Annotated in this window: 23 protein-coding genes; 10 read left to right on the top strand and 13 right to left on the bottom strand. The window is 55.0% G+C overall.

Going from position 1 to position 16,104, the window contains the following annotated elements; all coding sequences use genetic code 11:
- The first annotated feature begins 5 nt into the window (after window positions 1-5).
- The 8 genes from FPV09_RS03925 (at window position 6) to FPV09_RS03895 (ending at window position 4,691) form a co-directional block, all read left to right on the top strand.
- The gene (locus FPV09_RS03925) at window positions 6-1,241 is read left to right on the top strand and encodes a 2,3-bisphosphoglycerate-independent phosphoglycerate mutase (RefSeq protein ID WP_148883666.1); all 1,236 of its coding nucleotides are present in this window, start codon (window positions 6-8) and stop codon (window positions 1,239-1,241) included.
- Between the two features lie 174 nt (window positions 1,242-1,415).
- Window positions 1,416-2,240: a DUF2202 domain-containing protein gene (locus tag FPV09_RS03920; protein ID WP_148882452.1), complete on the top strand. Its 825-nt coding sequence runs from the start codon at window positions 1,416-1,418 to the stop codon at window positions 2,238-2,240.
- Window positions 2,241-2,278: 38 nt separating this feature from the next.
- Window positions 2,279-2,584, top strand: a complete 306-nt coding sequence (locus FPV09_RS03915; RefSeq protein WP_148882451.1) for a hypothetical protein — start codon at window positions 2,279-2,281, stop codon at window positions 2,582-2,584.
- 2 nt (window positions 2,585-2,586) lie between these two features.
- Window positions 2,587-2,760 carry a hypothetical protein gene (locus FPV09_RS11955; RefSeq protein ID WP_168194724.1) on the top strand — a complete coding sequence of 58 codons (174 nt, stop codon included), beginning with the start codon at window positions 2,587-2,589 and terminating at the stop codon, window positions 2,758-2,760.
- A gap of 54 nt (window positions 2,761-2,814) precedes the next feature.
- Window positions 2,815-3,435, top strand: coding sequence for a translation initiation factor IF-2 N-terminal domain-containing protein (locus tag FPV09_RS03910; RefSeq protein ID WP_148882450.1), 621 nt, complete (start codon window positions 2,815-2,817; stop codon window positions 3,433-3,435).
- Window positions 3,435-4,124 (top strand): DUF2202 domain-containing protein, encoded by a 690-nt coding sequence (locus tag FPV09_RS03905; RefSeq protein WP_148882449.1) that lies wholly within the window; start codon window positions 3,435-3,437, stop codon window positions 4,122-4,124. The genes FPV09_RS03910 and FPV09_RS03905 overlap by 1 nt, the downstream gene beginning before the upstream one ends.
- A gap of 61 nt (window positions 4,125-4,185) precedes the next feature.
- Complete coding sequence (locus FPV09_RS03900) at window positions 4,186-4,479, top strand: ArsR/SmtB family transcription factor (protein ID WP_148882448.1); 294 nt, start codon at window positions 4,186-4,188, stop codon at window positions 4,477-4,479.
- Between the two features lie 23 nt (window positions 4,480-4,502).
- Window positions 4,503-4,691: a hypothetical protein gene (locus FPV09_RS03895; RefSeq protein WP_058938694.1), complete on the top strand. Its 189-nt coding sequence runs from the start codon at window positions 4,503-4,505 to the stop codon at window positions 4,689-4,691.
- Here the strand turns inward: FPV09_RS03895 and FPV09_RS03890 are convergent.
- Window positions 4,688-4,981 (bottom strand): hypothetical protein, encoded by a 294-nt coding sequence (locus FPV09_RS03890; RefSeq protein ID WP_058938611.1) that lies wholly within the window; start codon window positions 4,979-4,981, stop codon window positions 4,688-4,690. The two genes, FPV09_RS03895 and FPV09_RS03890, sit on opposite strands and share 4 nt — an antisense overlap.
- Before the next feature lie 126 nt (window positions 4,982-5,107).
- Between FPV09_RS03890 and FPV09_RS03885 the strand changes: the two genes are divergently transcribed.
- Window positions 5,108-5,932, top strand: coding sequence for an aldo/keto reductase (locus tag FPV09_RS03885; RefSeq protein ID WP_148883665.1), 825 nt, complete (start codon window positions 5,108-5,110; stop codon window positions 5,930-5,932).
- Complete coding sequence (locus tag FPV09_RS03880; RefSeq protein ID WP_148882447.1) at window positions 5,932-7,797, top strand: aldehyde ferredoxin oxidoreductase family protein; 1,866 nt, start codon at window positions 5,932-5,934, stop codon at window positions 7,795-7,797. The genes FPV09_RS03885 and FPV09_RS03880 overlap by 1 nt, the downstream gene beginning before the upstream one ends.
- Window positions 7,798-7,882: 85 nt before the next feature.
- On the opposite strand, the gene FPV09_RS03875 is transcribed toward FPV09_RS03880, so the two are convergent.
- The 12 genes from FPV09_RS03875 to FPV09_RS03815 form a co-directional block, all read right to left on the bottom strand.
- Entirely contained in the window at window positions 7,883-8,080 is a 198-nt protein-coding gene (locus tag FPV09_RS03875; protein ID WP_058938614.1) for a hypothetical protein, read from the bottom strand.
- Window positions 8,081-8,329: 249 nt separating this feature from the next.
- Entirely contained in the window at window positions 8,330-9,331 is a 1,002-nt protein-coding gene (locus FPV09_RS03870; protein WP_148882446.1) for a hypothetical protein, read from the bottom strand.
- A 197-nt stretch (window positions 9,332-9,528) separates the two neighbouring features.
- Window positions 9,529-10,254, bottom strand: a complete 726-nt coding sequence (locus FPV09_RS03865) for a tRNA-binding protein (protein WP_148882445.1) — start codon at window positions 10,252-10,254, stop codon at window positions 9,529-9,531.
- Between the two features lie 1,092 nt (window positions 10,255-11,346).
- On the bottom strand, window positions 11,347-11,673 hold the full coding sequence (locus FPV09_RS03855; RefSeq protein WP_148882444.1) for a hypothetical protein: 327 nt from the start codon (window positions 11,671-11,673) through the stop codon (window positions 11,347-11,349).
- 1 nt (window position 11,674) lies between these two features.
- Window positions 11,675-12,658, bottom strand: coding sequence for a DHH family phosphoesterase (locus tag FPV09_RS03850; protein ID WP_148882443.1), 984 nt, complete (start codon window positions 12,656-12,658; stop codon window positions 11,675-11,677).
- Complete coding sequence (locus FPV09_RS03845) at window positions 12,636-12,968, bottom strand: DUF3194 domain-containing protein (protein WP_148882442.1); 333 nt, start codon at window positions 12,966-12,968, stop codon at window positions 12,636-12,638. The genes FPV09_RS03850 and FPV09_RS03845 overlap by 23 nt, the downstream gene beginning before the upstream one ends.
- 29 nt (window positions 12,969-12,997) lie before the next feature.
- A complete protein-coding gene (locus FPV09_RS03840; protein WP_148882441.1) occupies window positions 12,998-13,348 on the bottom strand; it encodes a prefoldin subunit beta in 351 nt (116 codons plus the stop codon).
- Between the two features lie 103 nt (window positions 13,349-13,451).
- Window positions 13,452-14,552, bottom strand: a complete 1,101-nt coding sequence (locus FPV09_RS03835; protein ID WP_148882440.1) for a hypothetical protein — start codon at window positions 14,550-14,552, stop codon at window positions 13,452-13,454.
- A gap of 85 nt (window positions 14,553-14,637) precedes the next feature.
- Window positions 14,638-14,907 (bottom strand): KEOPS complex subunit Pcc1, encoded by a 270-nt coding sequence (gene pcc1 / locus FPV09_RS03830; protein ID WP_148882439.1) that lies wholly within the window; start codon window positions 14,905-14,907, stop codon window positions 14,638-14,640.
- The gene (locus FPV09_RS03825; protein WP_148883664.1) at window positions 14,859-15,491 is read right to left on the bottom strand and encodes a ribosomal biogenesis protein; all 633 of its coding nucleotides are present in this window, start codon (window positions 15,489-15,491) and stop codon (window positions 14,859-14,861) included. The genes pcc1 and FPV09_RS03825 overlap by 49 nt, the downstream gene beginning before the upstream one ends.
- Before the next feature lie 52 nt (window positions 15,492-15,543).
- Entirely contained in the window at window positions 15,544-15,693 is a 150-nt protein-coding gene (locus tag FPV09_RS03820) for a DNA-directed RNA polymerase subunit P (protein WP_012571411.1), read from the bottom strand.
- A gap of 34 nt (window positions 15,694-15,727) precedes the next feature.
- Window positions 15,728-15,988 (bottom strand): 50S ribosomal protein L37ae, encoded by a 261-nt coding sequence (locus FPV09_RS03815; RefSeq protein ID WP_014012168.1) that lies wholly within the window; start codon window positions 15,986-15,988, stop codon window positions 15,728-15,730.
- Window positions 15,989-16,104: the final 116 nt, after the last annotated feature.

Below are 16,104 nucleotides of genomic sequence, written 5' to 3'. Positions count from 1 at the left end.
TAGATATGAAGCAGAGAAAGGGACTTCTTATAATCCTCGATGGTCTCGGAGACAGGCCGATAGAGGAGTTCGGGGGAAAGACCCCACTGGAGTACGCTGACACTCCGAACATGGACAGGCTCGCTAGGATGGGAATCCTCGGCCAGCAGGACCCCATAAAGCCCGGACAGCCGGCCGGCAGCGATACCGCCCACCTGAGCATCTTCGGCTACGACCCCTACAAGGTTTACCGCGGCAGGGGCTACCTTGAGGCCATGGGGGTTGGCCTCGACCTCAGCGAGGACGACCTGGCCTTCCGCGTGAACTTTGCCACCATAGAGGACGGAATCATCACCGACAGGCGCGCGGGCAGGATAAGCACCGAGGAGGCCCACGAGCTGGCAAAGTCGATCCAAGAGAACGTCAAGCTCCCCGTGGACTTCATATTCGTCGGTGCGACAGGCCACAGGGCCGTTCTGGTTCTCAAGGGCATGGCCGCGGGCTATCGCGTCGGGGAGAACGACCCCCACGAGGCGGGCAAGCCGCCCCACAGGTTCACCTGGGAGGATGAGGAGAGCAGGAAGGTCGCGGAAATCCTTGAAGAGTTCGCAAGGAAGGCCCATGAGGTTCTGGACAAACACCCGATAAACGAGAGGCGCAGGAAGGAGGGGAAGCCCGTCGCCAACTACCTGCTCATCCGCGGTGCCGGAATCTACCCCGGCATCCCGATGAAGTTCACCGAGCAGTGGAAGGTCAGGGCTGGGGCAGTCATAGCGGTTTCCCTCGTCAAGGGCGTTGCCAGGGCGATAGGCTTTGATGTTTACACCCCTGAGGGAGCAACCGGCGAGTACAACACCGACGAGATGGCCAAGGCCAGGAAGGTCGTCGAACTCCTGAGGGACTACGACTTCGTGTTCCTCCACTTCAAGCCGACCGATGCCGCTGGACACGACAACAATCCCAAGCTCAAGGCGGAGATGATTGAGAAGGCCGACAGGATGATAGGCTACATCATCGACAGCATCGACCTCGAGGACGTTGTCATCGCCATCACCGGCGACCACAGCACCCCGTGCGAGGTTATGAACCACAGCGGCGACCCGGTTCCGCTCCTCATAGCCGGCGGTGGTGTGAGGCCCGACTACACCGAGAGCTTCGGCGAGCGCGAGTGCATGCGCGGCGGCCTCGGTAGGATAAAGGGCCACGATATCGTACCGGTGATGATGGACCTCATGAACCGGAGCGAGAAGTTTGGGGCCTGATGTCCTTTCTTTTCTAATTTAGTCTGTTTGTAGCATGGAATTCTCCAGTATTCACACTCTCAGATGGCCTTTCTAAACGTCGATTTGGTTGCTTTATATGAGTGGTTACCAAAAACTTTATAAACCCTGCATGCATATGTAATATTGAACTTACACATGGAGAGGTGATGAGACATGAGGAAAAAGATTTGGGGTATCGCCCTGTTGATGTTGGCTGCCCTGGGGTTCACCCTTGGGAGCGTGGCAGCGTGGCACGGGACTCCAGGAGAGAACCCGTACGCCGGTCGGACAACCGCACCCATGCTTAACGGCACTATGGAGACGTACTACTCCGACCTCAGCCAGGAGGAGATAGACGGCCTGCTGTACATGGTGGAGGAGGAGAAGCTCGCACGTGACGTTTACCTGACGCTCTACGAGCAGTGGGACCTTCCGGTGTTCAGCAACATAGCGAGGAGCGAGCAGATGCACATGGACGCGGTTCTTTCACTGATAGAGAAATACAACCTAACCGCTCCAGAGACTCTCGACGAGGTGGGTGTCTTCCAGAACGACGACCTTCAGGCCCTCTACGACCAGCTGGTTGAGATGGGAAGCGTAAGCCAGGAGGACGCACTTAAGGTCGGTGCACTGATAGAGGAGACCGACATAAAGGACCTCGAGGACTGGATAGCCCAGACCGACAACGAGGACATCAAGCAGGTTTACGAGAACCTCATGGCGGGCAGCGAGAACCACCTGAGGGCCTTCGCCGGCCAGCTTGAGGTTATGGGTGTCGACTACACCGCGCAGGTGCTGCCCGGGGAGCAGGTGGACGAGATACTCGCCTCCGCCCCCGACCATGACAGTGGAATGAAAGGCGCTGCCGTGGGCATGATGGGCGCCCGCCACGGCGACGCGGGAACCCAGGGCGGAATCATTGATGGAATCGCCAACACCTTCAGACACGCCTGGGGCTGGATGAGGGGCTTTGCCCACAGGGTTGGAATGCCTCTCTGATGTTTTTCCCTTTTCTAACTTTCCGGGAGGCGAACCTTATGGAAGTCAAGTCCCGAGTCTGGCACTTCGTTGAGTATGGTGAGTTTCCGCTCGAGGAGATAGACGTTGAAGAGGTAAGGGAAGACGCCCTGACCCTGCTCGGGCGCGTTAAGGTGGAGCGCTACGAGACTTCGAGGGGAACGGTGCTCAAGCTGCTCGACGAGTACGGCAACTACGTCGGCAAAGTGGTCGGCTGTGAGCTCTCTAGTGTCACCATAGGAAGCGCCTATCAGACGCCCTTCGGAGTCAAGGTCACCCTGGACTGTGGGGATAAAATCGTCGGCTGGCTCTACCTGGGGGTGTGAACATGCCGAGGGGATTCGGTCCTGCACTGGGCCCCATGCACGGAAGGCGCGGCTGGGGATTCGGCTGGTGGGGCCTCGGGATATTTGCCTTATTCGTTCTTTTCGCCAGGCTGGCACTCCTCCTGCTCCCGTTCCTGCTCCTGGGAGCGCTGCTATATGCAATAATGAAGAGATGAGGTGATTGAGATGAAAAAGAACTGCAACTTTAAGTGCCCACCGGAGGTGGGAGAATGAGGGCTTCGGCCCTTATCAGGGGGGTCATCGACCTCCTGCTGACGGTCGTGTTCGTCGTAGTGCTGGTGACTGGAATCGGGCTGTACCTTGCACCGAGCGGAAGGATAGCGGAGAGTATCGGCTGGACGTTCCTGGGTCTCGACAAAGACACTCTAACGCTGGTACACACATATCTTGGCTTCGTGATGGCCGGGCTCGTCGCGGTGCACCTGGCCATTGGAGTGAAGAGCATGTGGGTAATGCTGAAATCCGCGTTCAGGAGTTCCAAGCTCAAGGCTGTGTCCGCCGTTGTTGTTCCCATAATCCTCCTTGCCGCAGGATATCAGGTTTTCGCGGGGTACAGCGGTAGTGAGGAAACATCCACCGTAGAGTACACCTCCGACGTCACGGGGGACGTGTATATCACGGGAACTATGATGAAGTATTACACCGTCCAGCAGCTCGCTGATGAGTTCAACGTTGAAGTGACCGACCTTATTGGGAAACTCAGGGAGAACGGAATAGACGCATCCCCTGACGAGACCCTGGCCGAGATTGAGTACAAGTACGGTCTGGACGGGGAGGAGTTCAAGGCCATACTGGAGGAGGCAATAGCCGAACTAAGGGGTGGGGATTAATGAAGAAGGTAGGTTTTCTGATTATCGGTCTGCTTCTGCTGGCTGCCGTTGTGGCATCGGGATGCATAGCCGGGGAGACCGAGACGGGCCCCACATCAACCGGGATAGGCGGACCCCCGGAGGATCGGGGACAGGGTTCCCTTGAGGGCGGGATGGGCATGCCGGACATCTCGGTGCTGCCCTATCAGGAGCTCAGTGAGGATGAGATAGATGCGATACTTTACATGGCCGAGGAGGAGAAGCTCGCGCGCGACGTTTACCTGACGCTTTTCAACGAGACAGGCATTCAGGTATTCGACAACATAGCGAGGAGCGAGCAGACGCACATGGACATGGTGGTGGAGTTAATAGAGAAATACAACCTGACAAATCCCGTTGAGGGGCTCGGTGTGGGTGAATTCGGGAGCAAGGAAATGCAGAACCTCTACGACGACCTCGTCTCCAAGGGAAGTGCGGGGGACGTTGAGGCCCTTAAGGTCGGGGCTCTCGTCGAGGAGATAGATATAAAGGACCTCCAGGAGTACCTCAGGAGAACCGACAACGAGGACGTGAAGGCCGTCTTTGAAAGCCTGATGAGCGGGAGCGAGAGCCACCTGAGGGCGTTTACCGGGGTGCTCTCAAACAGGTACGGCGTAGCGTACTCTCCCCAGGTTCTCAGCGAGGAGGAATACCGAGCCATAGTGGGATGAGCGGAAAGCTTTTATCTCTTTTTTCCAACCCTCCTCTAGTCTTGACTCAGCGGTGTTGAAAATGGTACAGAGTGTCGAGGAGCTGGCCACCGTCTGCGATGCACTCTCAAACCCTGTAAGGGTCAGGATACTCAAGCTTCTCTGTCAGAAGGAGTGGTACGTTTACGAACTCGCTAAGGAACTTGGAATATCGCGGCAGCTCCTTTATCTCCATCTCAAGAAGCTCGAAAAGGCCGGCCTCGTCGAGAGCGAGCTTAGACTTGAGCCAGATGACCCCAGGGCCAAGAAATACTACCGTGCAAGGCCGTTCAGGCTCGTTATAGACAACGACGTGATTATGAATCTGGAGGGATGAAAATGCCGTGGGGAGGGGAATCCATGTCGACTCCAAGCGGGTGGATAAGCATAATACTCGGTTTGATAATCCTCGTGGTTTTGGTGTTTGCCTTCTACCAGGTGAACAAAACCCTGAACGAATTCAAGGTCGAGCTTGAGAGGCTCAAGAACACGCTTGAGGAAACGCGGAAAAACACGGAAGACGTAAAGAAAAAGCTGGAGGAGGTTTAACCCGTTAGCAGCTCCAGCTCCTTTTTCATTATGCTTCTGTTCATGATCAGGTGGATTATTATCAGAACCATCATGACGAGGCCGTAGCGGGCCCTGAGCTTGAGGAAATCAAGCTGGTTCATCCCCAGGAAAGTCCCCTGCTTTGCGGAGATGAACGTTCCGATGGTTATGAATATCACACCGAGGAACGCTATGAACAGCGTCATCGAGAAAATCGCCTTTATCCGCAGCTTCTTCCTCATCTGGGGGTTTTTCTTGGCTTTTTCAAACACCTCTGCCATCGGGTCCATGGTATCACCGCGGAATACTCTTGATTCCAATTTAAAAACATGCCGTATCCCATTTCTGTCCATCTTAGCGTTTAGACGGAAACCTTAATTAAGTTCGGCTTCCTAATTCCAAAGGTGTGGTGGGTTATGATCCGGAGGGATTTGAAGAGGATTAAGGCTGAGACGGTTACCGCGATTGGTATGGGTACGTGGGGTATAGGGGGCTATGAGAGCCCCGACTACTCGCGCGACAGGGAGAGCGTTGAGGTTCTGAGGTACGGCCTGGAGATGGGGATCAACCTCATAGACACAGCTGAATTCTACGGGGCCGGCCACAGCGAGGAGCTGGTTGGAAGGGCCATCGACGGCTTCGAACGCGAGGAGCTTTTCATAATCAGCAAGGTCTGGCCGACCCACTTCGGCCACAGCGAGACGAAAAGGGCAGCAAGGGCAAGCGCAAAGAGGCTCGGGACGTACATAGACCTCTACCTCCTCCACTGGCCCGGCGAGAGCTGGAGGAGGATTGAAGAGACGCTCCGTGCACTCGAAGAACTGGTTGATGAGGGCTTGATTCGTTACATAGGCGTCAGCAATTTTGACTTGGAGCTTCTCAAGCGCTCCCAGGAGGCCATGAGGAGGTACGAGATAGTCGCTAACGAGGTGAAGTACTCACTCCGCGACAGGTGGCCCGAGACGAGCGGACTTCTCGACTACATGAAGCGCGAAAAAATGGCGCTCATAGCGTACACTCCGCTGGAGAAGGGCTCGCTCGCAAGGAACCCCTGCCTGGCGGAGATTGGGAGGAGGTACGGTAAAACGGCTTCTCAGGTTGCGCTCAACTACCTCATCCGGGAGGATAACGTTATCGCCATTCCGAAGGCCGGAAGCAGGGTTCACCTTGAGGAGAACGCCGGTGCCATGGGCTGGAGGCTCAAGGAGGAGGATGTGGAAAAAGTGAGGGGGTGCGTCTGATGTACGGCTACCACAACCGGATTGCGCGGGTAAACTTGACTACTGGAAGGGTGACCTATGAGGAACTGCCCGACGAGGTGATAAGGAAGTTCATCGGCGGAAAGGGCCTCGGCTACTACCTGATTTACAGGGAGGTCCCGCCGGGAACCGACCCCCTGAGCGAGGCGAACAAGTTCGTCTTCGCCACCGGTGGATTAACCGGCCTGATTCCAGGTTCGAGCAAGGTCATAGCGGTGAGCAAGAGCCCCGAGACGCGCTTGATAAGCGATTCGAGCGGTGGAGACGCCTTCGGCCCGAAGCTCAAGGGGCACTTCGATGCCCTGATAATCGAAGGTAAGGCCGAAGAACCGGTTTACATCTACGTCCACGACGGAAAGGTCGAGATTAGGGACGCGAAGCATCTCTGGGGCAGGGGCAACTACGAGGTAGCCAAGGAACTCTGGAAGGAGCACCCGAAGGCTAGCATGGCTTTGATAGGCCCGGCCGGCGAAAAGCTGAGCAGAATAGCGAACGTGATCTACGACACGGAGAGGGCCAGCGGAAGGGGCGGCCTTGGAGCGGTCCTCGGGAGCAAGAGGGTCAAAGCCGTTGTAGTCGAACCCGGCGAGAAGCCGAAGGTTGCAGAGCCGGAGGAGTTCCAGAGGCTATGGCAGGAGTTCTACGGGCACTTCGCCACCGACCCCAAGTACGAGCACACGAGGAACTACGGAACGAGCGACGCGCTGAGGAGCTCTGCATCGCTTGGAATGAGCCCTGCCTACAACTTTTCAAGGCCCCACATACCGGACGAGCTGGCGAGCAAGCTGGCAGGGGATGAAGTCAAGAAGTACGAGGTAACCCCTGAGTGGTTCGTCCACGGCAAGAGCTGCCCGATAAAGTGCGCCCGCTACGTCGAGGTGGAATACAAGGGCAAGAAAATCCGCGTCAAGCCGGAGTACGAGAGCATAGCGATGCTCGGAGCGGCGACCGGCGTCTTCAACTTCCCGGCGGTGGCTTACTTCAACTGGCTCGTCAATCACCTCGGCCTCGACAGCATAGCCACCGGCGCCACCATCGGCTGGCTCTTCGAGCTGGTCGAGAGGGGCCTAATCACCGATGAGGAGATAGGCTTCCCCGTTAAAGGCTTCGGAGATGAGGAAGCTGAGGAGAGGCTCATCAAGCTGATGGCCGAGAGGAAGGGCATCGGTGCGATTCTGGCGGACGGCGTGAAGAGGGCCTGTGAGAGACTCGGCAGAGGTTGCGAGTTCGCGGTGCACGTGAAGGGCATGGAGAGTCCCGCCTGGGACCCGCGCGGAAGGAGAACCTACGCTTTAAGCTACGCTACCGCCGACGTCGGGGCGAGCCACCTCCGCGGCTGGCCGAGGCCGCACCAGCTGCCCAACCAGGGGCCTGCTAAGGAACTCGTTCCGTCGATGATAGAGGGCAGGGACGAGAGCTGCATCACCGACATGCTCGGAACGTGCAAGTTCGTGTCCTATAAGATGGAGGACCTGGCGAGGTTCTACTCACTGGCCACGGGCGAGGAGTGGACCGTTGAACGGTTCAGGAAGGTCGCGCAGGCGGTTGAGAGCATCGCGCGCATACACGACGCCCTCGACTGGGTTACCCCACCGCTCGACGATACCATACCCCCGCGCTGGTGGGAACCGGAGCCGGATGGGCCGGCGGAGGGCAACGCGGCGTTTATAGACTACAACGACTTCCTCGAGGCGAGAAGGGAGTTCTACAGGCTGAGGGGCTGGCACGAGGAGCTTGGAGTTCCCCTCCCAGAAACGATGGAGAAGCTCGGCTATCCTGAGTTCAAGGGCGACGCGGAGAGGGCGTTGGAGGTCGTAAAGAAGAGAATGGGGTTCAGGCAGGACTGAACCATGCGAAGAGCAGAGAATCGGCCCTGTTATTCCCCTTTTCTTCTTATCAGTACGAGCGGAACAGATGCCATCAGCGTGCCAATCAGGGAGGAGTAGGCCAGCTCACCAGCTCCAGGGACCCGGGTAAGTGCGCATCAACGCCCAGCCCATCAAACACGGCGGCGGCCTGAAAGGTAAAAACTATGGAATAAAAAAGGGCGTAGAGGGGGAAAGGCAATCTCTCGGGTAGAAGGAAGAGGAGCCCGTAGAGGATGATAGAGAGAATGGGTAGCTGGACCATCGGAATACTTCATCCGTTCACCATTACACAGGCTGGAACAACACACGTTCCCTCCATCACTCTAACGGTGCTCGTGCCGTTGTATGTTGCCTTAACTGTGGAATTACATGGAAAAACTTTCCCATCGTGCTCACTGAAGAATTCAAGATACTTCTGCACCGCACTTTCGTTTGCAGGGGGAGATTCAGGCTCCTGTTCTGGAAGTCGAAGAAGGCCGGATACATCCTGTTCCCTAACTTCCACTATGGATTACATACGCAGTATCCGGCAGTCGGGAGAGAATTCTCCACTTACCCTGTATTTGAAGACACCGAAATACGTAGTGGTAGCTGTTGATGTGGTTTTCATGGTAGTGGCCGTTTTCATGTAGAAAGAACGACCCCACGCGGGAGGGTCCTTCCACCAAGATTTTTTCTTGAAGTCATATGCATGGAAATCCACGTAGCTGTTAGGATCTGCAGTGTGAGTATCAATCCTAAAGTAGTAATCATTGTTTGTGTTTACAGAATAGCCTGCACTGGCACTGATCTTGGTTGCCTCTTCTGGAGTCAATTCGACGGTCAGGGATTCATAATAACTTGTAGTTGGTCCAATGTGTCCGTCCGGAAGGAAATCGTCTATTACCTCATGTGTGTGCCCTCGACTTACGTGGAGGTCAAGATCCTTAACTGCAACCGCTGATGAGGATACATCCCCACGAAGCTTTGTTTGGGCATAGTACTCAATAGTATTCTGGTCAATCACGTAATAATAATAGAACCCCTTAAATTCAAGATACCCGCTCTGTCCGAGATAGGAGACAGTATGAGTTATATAGTCAATACTCCCGGCATAGTTCCAGTTTACGTTGGGTTCGATGCTCGATGCAATTTTAATGTCCGAAACCTGAGCCCTAAAGTGACCTTCTGCAAATTCTGTAAACTTTCTCTGAATGAGAGAATATTCCCAAGGCTTTGCCCCTTGAACTATGTAATATGCAGGAATGTACGCCCCATTACCTGCTGGTCTCAGGGCTATTCCAATGAAAGTTATGTTATTTATGGTGTCGAAGTTTAAAGTAAGTGTTACCGGGAGTCTCTTAAGAAAAGCACGGGCTTGAATTTGTGCGTTGGGACCTGTGAAAGCTTTTGTCAGAGGTTGGGATGGCAGAATTGGATGGATGGGCTTTTGTACCACAGCATGGACACTCCCCGTAGTCGCCCCCACCACCAGCAGTCCGAGGAGGACTGCCAGCAGAAACTTCCGCTTCAAGTGCTTCACCTCCGAGGAGTTATCATAATTTGATACACATTATCCTATATAAATCTTTCCTTTTACTATTCGTATAGTTTCTTCCTTTTTTTTCGAGTATAAATTTATTCAGAGTTGGGTTTTACGATGGAGATGGGCTAAAAGAAAGAAGAGTAATCGAGTAAGCTAGTGAATACATCGGAACAAAAAGCGAAAAGTCACCCCTTCAAGAACGCCTCCACCAGGTTCCTCGTCTCGTTGAAGGCCTCGAGCGGAACTCCCTTGGGCAGGCCGCCTACCTCTCCCTTGACGTCCTTGAGAACTCCCTCTCCTGCTCCCAGGAACATTCCCTCGCTGACGATTCCGCGGAAGTTAGCTGGCGGGAGCAGGGCAACGGCAACGCGGTTTCCTTCTTTCACCGTCAGGTCGTTCGTGACCACCGTTATCGCCCTGTCGCCAAGGTTAACGTTGGTGACGAGCAAGCGGTCGGCGTTCGGGTGCTTGCCAACGCTCATGACTTCTCCGACCTTGATGTCCACCGCTATGACCGGGTCGTTTATCTTTCCAAGGGCGAGGCGTCTCTCGAGGCCGAGCACCGTGTTCAGGAAGAACCTGACCTTGGCCACCTGCTCCTCGACCTTCTCGCGCTCGCTCTTATCGGCCAGGCTGATGAACTTGTGGTGCCAGTCCTCACCGCCTAAAGCCTCAATTATACCGTTGGCCTTCTCCTTCAGAGCCTTCATCTGCGGTGTCTCAATCAGCTCCTTCGGCTCCACGTAGCTGTACCGCATAGCCTGTATCTCTGGAATCATCTCCTTCGCCAGCTGAATCGCTCCCTTCTTGTTCCACTTCCCCTTGAACTTCGCGTGCTCCACCGTCTTCAGAAACAGCTCCACTGCCTTTTCCGCCACCAGTAAGCGGTAATCCTTGCTCGTGTCCCACATAACTCTCACCCCCCAGTGCCTCCAAAACGCGGTTCTTAACGCTTTCGTCTCGTATACCCTCGGCTATCGAACGGGCTCTGGCTTTATCGCCCCAGCGGGCGTGGGCCAGAGCCACCTCCCCGAGGAGCTCCGACGCTATCCCATCGTCCCGGATAACTCCTGCCAGAATCAGCGGCTCCTCCAGGAAGCCTATGCGAAGGAAGCGCCTCGCTATCCCCTCCAGCTCCCTGTCGGTCGGCTTGAACTTACCCACGAAGATTATCTCGAGGGCGTCGTTGAAGACCCTCCCCCCGAGCCTCGGTTGCTCGTGGAGGTAGAGCCAGTAGGCCAGCTCGAGCATGGTTATAGCCCTCTCCTCCAGCGGGAGGAAGCGCATCATGGAAATCGCGGGCTCGACCTCCCCCTTTTCAAGGAGCTCCTCCACCGCCGTTTTGCCCCTCTTCAAAACGTCCCTGATGAGCCCCATTTTGTCCTCAATGTACTTTGCCTGGAGTTTGAAGAATATGGAGGCGTAAACTTCCCGTGCCAGCCCGTAGAAGTCGAGGGCTATCTCGTTGGGTATCTCGTCGGCGCTCTTCTCAATTAGCCGGGCGACCTTTATGAGCGATGACGTTGCCGCCGATGACAGCCCCCGCGAGGCCTGGAGGAGCTCGACGGCTTCCTTGAAAAGCTCCAAGCCGTCCTTATAGCGGTCCGAAAGGACGAGGTTCCTCGCTATCCCTGCCAGCACTTCACCCCTGACCCTCGGTGAGTCTATGCTCCCGGCGATATCTATGGCGTTTTCAAAGTACGCCTCCGCGTCCCTGTCCCGGTCGAGAGTGTAGAGTGCCCTGCCGAGGATCGAATACGCCAGAGCCTTCTCCGGCGTTCCCCTCACGGATTCGAGCGTCTCCAGCATGTGGCTTAAAACCTCGTCCCGCGGGAAGGCCGTCAGGACTTCATTGAGAGCCACCAGCCGCCGTATTTCGTCCCCCACTGCCAGCGCGTTTTTTAATGCGTTTTTATAGTCCCCTTTGGATAGGTAAAGCTCCACGGCCTCCACGAGAACCACCAACCGCTAGAAATAGGGGACGAAAGTAAAAAAGGCTATCGCTAACCCTTGACCTTCCTGTCCCAGTTCTCAAGCATAGTGTCGAGCGCCAAAAGGCTGTTGAGCCTCAGGCGAACCTTCCGGTTCTCCCAGTCTATGGAGCCCTTGAACTCTTTGAGCAGGGCGAAGACCTTCTCGGCCTCCTTCGCCGGAAGGTTCCTCCCGTAGAACTCCTCGCCGCAGTGGGGGCACTTGAAGACAAAGCCTTCGAAGGTCCCCGTGAACTTTTCACGGTCCTGGAAAATCTCATTCGCGTTTTCAAGGGTGAGCATCTGCTCTATCAGTCCTGCCCAGTCAAGGGAACTGCCGCAGAGCGGGCATTTTGCCATCTCAATCAACCTCCCTCAAAAACCTCTCAATCTCCTTCAGGATCAGCTTTATAGCCTCGTCGAGGTTCTTCCTTCCGTTCGCCCCGGCGGCGCCGGCATGGCCGCCGCCCGAGCCGTCTATGGTCGGCCCGACCTTCTCCATTATCTTCCCGAGGTGCAGGCCCTTCTTCACGAGGCTCTCCTTTGCTCTCGCTGAAATCCTCACTCCCTTTTTCTCGCTTCCCACAACGGCTATGTCCGCGCCGAGGTTCAGGAACGTCTTGCAGGCGAGGGACTCGTAGGCAGAAACCTTGGAGACCGCTATGATGTACCTCCTGAACTTCCTTATCTCCATCCTCTGGCAGGCCTTGAGGATAGCCATGCGCTTCGCCTGGTCTATGTTCTCGTCGCTGACCGGGGCCACGAGCTGGAAAATCTCACCCATCTGGACCGGAAAGCGCTCCAGCATCTCGCTCAGGGCCTTGAATGTCTTCGCGTTCGCGAAGCGGAAGTTCGCCGTGTCTGTAACGATTCCGGCGAGAAGGGCCTTAACGGCTTTCTCATCGTAGAAGTCGAGGTATTTGAACAGCTCCCAGACTATCTCGGCCGTGGAGGTGCGTGAGGAATCAACGACGGATATATCCGCCCTGATGGGCCTCTCCTTCTCGGCATGATGGTCGATGACGATAACGGTCTTACCGCGCGGAATCTCGATGGGTTCGAGCTGTTCGAGGGAGGAGGTATCAAAGATCATAACCACGTCTTCCCTAACCAGGGGGTCCTTTTCGAGCGGAACGGGTGAGAGGATGAGCAGTCTCTTGGCGTAGGAGGAGACGCTCTGGGCGACGCCTATCCTCACGCTTTCAACGCCGATTGATTTGAGGTAGAGGGCGAACGCTATCGCCGAGCCGAGGGAATCGGGGTCGGCGTTGTGGTGGCAGAGGAGAAGGAAAGACTTATCCCTTGAGCGTTGAAGGAATCGCTTAAGCCTGATTTTTCCCCTCATCCGCAATCTCCCTCAGCTTCCTCTCAACGGCCGCGTAGGCCTTCTCAACCGCCTCGTCTATGAGCCTCTCAACGTCCACCTTCACGAAAACGGGAACCTCAAGGTAGACCTCAACCTCAAGGTCGAGGGTCTCGTCGCGGTTTATCCTCATCGTAACCTCTATATCCTTGACGTCGCTCCTGTTGAGGGCATCAAAGACGTGGTCTATTATCGTCTCCTGCGCAAGCTCGCCAACCTCTATGAGCTGCTCCTCGCTCAGCTCCGGCAGACCGATGTGGATAACCCTTCTCCCGCTGGCTCCCTCGTCCATCACTATCCCCCCAAATGAAAGAGAAGAGGTCAGCCCGCAGTGGGCCTTATAGCGGACTGTATCTTCGCGGTGAGCTCCTTGAGCTTCTCGTTGAGCTTCTTCTCCTGCCTCTCAAGGGCACTGATGCGAACCTCAAGGGTCTCGACCTTCTCCTTCAGCTCCTCGACGGCCTTGGCCTTGTCGGTCTTGACGATGAGCGTTCCAACGGTCTTGTAGATAACCGTTCCATCCTCGACCTTCTCAAGCTCTTCTAAAGCTTTCTTTGCCTCGGTGAGCTCGAGCTGAACCTTCTGCTTCTGCTGGATGACGAGCTGGAGCTGCTGCTGGTAGTTCTCAAGCTGCCCAAGCATGGCCTGAACCTGGGGCGGAATGTTCTGCATGAGGCACACCTCCGTAATCGCGATGCCGGGTTAGAATAAGGGGCGGGCTTTAAATAGTTTAGGCTTTTTATTGAGGAGAGGGGTTAAAGAAAAAGCAAAAACTTCACCCGATATCCCATATCCAGTCAATGGTTGTGGAACCTGTCCAATGGTCGTCTAACCAGCCTGGGCGGTTATACGTGAATTCAACAGAGGCTATGAGTTTTTGATGGGCAGTTACTGGGGAGCTGGGAACGTGGGTTATAAACTGGTATCCTGGCTCCAGTTTGACCCAGCTATCAGCGTAGCTCCCCTTCTCGTCTCTATTGAATGTGTATGTCCACCTCACCCAATTGCCGTCGGTATCGACTGCTATTTTGAAAAGTTTAATAACCTGCTGGAGTGTAACAGATGCTCCTCCCGTCCCCAGAGTGTAGGAGATCGTTGACTGGGTCTTTGAATTGTATTCATTGACGTAGTGACTCGGACCAAAATCGGCTAGGTTGAAAACGTTGTTCCCATCTGGTCTAACATTAGCGGTGATTTTGACGGTATCAATCTGCCACTTTCCACTCCCACTGTCGCCATAGAGATAATGCCCAGACCACACAAATGTCTTCATATCAACAACTCTGTAATCCCTCCTGGGGTCGGTATCGGCGAGTTTGTAAACCTCCCACACGAGCTTGAGTTTTCCATGGGGTTTCCAGTTGTCGTAAGAACTCCATTCAATAGTGCTTTCGATATAGGCGTTAACTTTGGCAGTAGCCTCCGGCATGTAGTCTCCTGCGGTTTTCCCGTTAACCATAACCTGCCACGAAAAGTTTGATGGCTCGACTCTTAAGGTGATGTCTCTGTTCCAATTTATTTTTAGAAACTCCTTCTCAGCATCCTTGAGGAACTTTGTTGGATTCGTTACGTCCGTCCCTGCATATATAAAGAACTTTCCATCTGGGAGAACCCGTATTGCATAGACTGTGTTTCCCTCAAAAATCGGAGCATATGGGAGGACTCCCTTTTCAACGAGGGTTTCCAGCGTGTGGGAATCAACTAAGACGAAGTTCCCGTTTTTCAATTTAGAAGCTACCTGGGGAACGCTCGGGCTCTGAGGCGCTCCTGAAGCGCTAATCCCTGATGGAACATTGCTTCCGGTTGGATACGCCGAAACAACAAAAAGGCTTCCAATCAAAACGCCCAGTACAAACCATACAACCCACTGTCGCATTCAACCCCCTCCAATAGCATCGTCAATTCAAATAACATTCAAAGTAGTATTTAAATGTTTTGGAGAAGACGATCTAAAAATGGCCTCACAATTCCATCGAATCAACAGCCACTTTAATCCATCTCAGATAAGAGTTCAGCGTTCCCCTCAGGGCGGAGTTGTCCCGAGCGAGGAACCTGATTATCACCCTGTTCCCCTCGCGGAGGAACTCTATCCTGCTCCTCCGATATGGTACGCTCTCGTGCTCGTACAGAACGCTCTCGTAAACTATTCTCGCAGTCTCCTCATCGGGAAAGGAGAGCTCGATCACTCCTTCGATGGGCCACGCTTCAGAATCGCTTCCTTGTAGTCCCATCTCCGCCCGTCCTCCATTATCCATATCTTGACGCTTATGAGCGGGCCAACGGCCTTCTCCTTATTGACGTCCAGGCGGTAGAAGTTGACGGCCATTCCGCGCGGGTGCCTCTCGATGACACTCAGCACGTCGGTGTTGTGCCTGTCGGCTATTCCGAGGAGTGAACGCTCCTTTCTCGGCACGAACTTCCCGCCGGTCAGCTCGGCAAAGACCTGGGCGAAGGCAACGTGGTCGAGGCCGACGCGCTTTGCTGTGGTCACAACAAGCGGCATCTCCTCGCGTATGGGCCTTATGTCCCTAAAACCGATCTCGCGCTGGAGCTTTATGCCGTGGAGGTACAGGTAGCCGAGGTAGCCCCAGTCCTCGGGGTCGACCTTGATAAAGGTCATCTTGAGCGGGTTCCCCTTCCAGACGTTGACTATCAGGAGCCTCTCGTAGTTCCTGTCGTAGGCCTCCATGAGCAGGTCCTGGACCGTCTTCTTTCCCCTGGTCAGGTAGAGCGAGTTGGGGAAGACCCTCTCCAGGTCGTGGCCGAAGCTCCTCGTCCTCCTCGTGGGTCTGTGGGAAGTCGTTATCAGCATCATAGCCCTCACTCAAAATTCGTTTAAGCGATAAAAGGCTTTCGAAACGAAAGAATCAGATCGCCTTTACGCGCCTGGCCACCCTCGGCCTGGGCTTGTAGAGTATCTTGCTGCCGCAGTAGGGACAGCGGACTTCCCTGGTGTTTTCGAGGTCGAGCTCGACCTCCTTTCCACACTTTGCACAGCGGTAAACGGCCATCACCATGGTTATCACCCTAAACTAAGCAAAGGAAAGGGGGTCAGGCCTTGGAGGCCGTGACACGCTTGGCGACCTTTCCGGCCGGAGTGGTCGGCAGGTAGGCACCGCCGGCGAAAGTGGCGCCGCACTTCTGGCACTGCCATATGCCCGTGCTTATCCTCCTAACGGCCTTCCTTCCGCAGACAGGGCAGACGTGCTTCTGCTTCATCTTGGCCTCAACGGCCGCGACCCTTCTTCTAATCTTGAGACCGTACCTTGGACCGTACCTTCCGGCTGAACCAACCTTAGTAGTCCTTCCCATGAGCATCACCCCTAATTATCAACGGTTTTCACGACTGGAGAGTGTTTCCGGAGACGTTTTATAAACCTTTGCCCGGAAGCTTTGCATAGCAAAGCCTCACCAAAGCAATTCAACCT

Source organism: Thermococcus aciditolerans, assembly GCF_008152015.1.
Taxonomy (GTDB): domain Archaea; phylum Methanobacteriota_B; class Thermococci; order Thermococcales; family Thermococcaceae; genus Thermococcus; species Thermococcus celericrescens.
Note: the sequence above shows the minus strand (reverse complement) of the source record. Positions and strands in the feature narration are given on the sequence as shown.

Excerpts from the sequence above, each read along its gene's own strand:
- FPV09_RS03850 (WP_148882443.1), bottom strand. The coding sequence starts at position 12,658 with ATGAGGGGAAAAATCAGGCTTAAGCGATTCCTTCAACGCTCAAGGGAT.
- FPV09_RS03885 (WP_148883665.1), top strand. The coding sequence starts at position 5,108 with ATGATCCGGAGGGATTTGAAGAGGATTAAGGCTGAGACGGTTACCGCG.
- FPV09_RS03835 (WP_148882440.1), bottom strand. The coding sequence starts at position 14,552 with ATGCGACAGTGGGTTGTATGGTTTGTACTGGGCGTTTTGATTGGAAGC.
- FPV09_RS03900 (WP_148882448.1), top strand. The coding sequence starts at position 4,186 with ATGGTACAGAGTGTCGAGGAGCTGGCCACCGTCTGCGATGCACTCTCA.
- FPV09_RS03920 (WP_148882452.1), top strand. The coding sequence starts at position 1,416 with ATGAGGAAAAAGATTTGGGGTATCGCCCTGTTGATGTTGGCTGCCCTG.
- FPV09_RS03895 (WP_058938694.1), top strand. The coding sequence starts at position 4,503 with ATGTCGACTCCAAGCGGGTGGATAAGCATAATACTCGGTTTGATAATC.
- FPV09_RS03925 (WP_148883666.1), top strand. The coding sequence starts at position 6 with ATGAAGCAGAGAAAGGGACTTCTTATAATCCTCGATGGTCTCGGAGAC.
- FPV09_RS03915 (WP_148882451.1), top strand. The coding sequence starts at position 2,279 with ATGGAAGTCAAGTCCCGAGTCTGGCACTTCGTTGAGTATGGTGAGTTT.
- FPV09_RS03910 (WP_148882450.1), top strand. The coding sequence starts at position 2,815 with ATGAGGGCTTCGGCCCTTATCAGGGGGGTCATCGACCTCCTGCTGACG.
- FPV09_RS03875 (WP_058938614.1), bottom strand. The coding sequence starts at position 8,080 with ATGGTCCAGCTACCCATTCTCTCTATCATCCTCTACGGGCTCCTCTTC.
- FPV09_RS03855 (WP_148882444.1), bottom strand. The coding sequence starts at position 11,673 with ATGGCAAAATGCCCGCTCTGCGGCAGTTCCCTTGACTGGGCAGGACTG.
- FPV09_RS03845 (WP_148882442.1), bottom strand. The coding sequence starts at position 12,968 with ATGGACGAGGGAGCCAGCGGGAGAAGGGTTATCCACATCGGTCTGCCG.
- FPV09_RS03880 (WP_148882447.1), top strand. The coding sequence starts at position 5,932 with ATGTACGGCTACCACAACCGGATTGCGCGGGTAAACTTGACTACTGGA.
- pcc1 (WP_148882439.1), bottom strand. The coding sequence starts at position 14,907 with ATGGGACTACAAGGAAGCGATTCTGAAGCGTGGCCCATCGAAGGAGTG.
- FPV09_RS03890 (WP_058938611.1), bottom strand. The coding sequence starts at position 4,981 with ATGGACCCGATGGCAGAGGTGTTTGAAAAAGCCAAGAAAAACCCCCAG.
- FPV09_RS11955 (WP_168194724.1), top strand. The coding sequence starts at position 2,587 with ATGCCGAGGGGATTCGGTCCTGCACTGGGCCCCATGCACGGAAGGCGC.
- FPV09_RS03820 (WP_012571411.1), bottom strand. The coding sequence starts at position 15,693 with ATGGTGATGGCCGTTTACCGCTGTGCAAAGTGTGGAAAGGAGGTCGAG.
- FPV09_RS03840 (WP_148882441.1), bottom strand. The coding sequence starts at position 13,348 with ATGCAGAACATTCCGCCCCAGGTTCAGGCCATGCTTGGGCAGCTTGAG.
- FPV09_RS03825 (WP_148883664.1), bottom strand. The coding sequence starts at position 15,491 with ATGATGCTGATAACGACTTCCCACAGACCCACGAGGAGGACGAGGAGC.
- FPV09_RS03905 (WP_148882449.1), top strand. The coding sequence starts at position 3,435 with ATGAAGAAGGTAGGTTTTCTGATTATCGGTCTGCTTCTGCTGGCTGCC.
- FPV09_RS03865 (WP_148882445.1), bottom strand. The coding sequence starts at position 10,254 with ATGTGGGACACGAGCAAGGATTACCGCTTACTGGTGGCGGAAAAGGCA.
- FPV09_RS03815 (WP_014012168.1), bottom strand. The coding sequence starts at position 15,988 with ATGGGAAGGACTACTAAGGTTGGTTCAGCCGGAAGGTACGGTCCAAGG.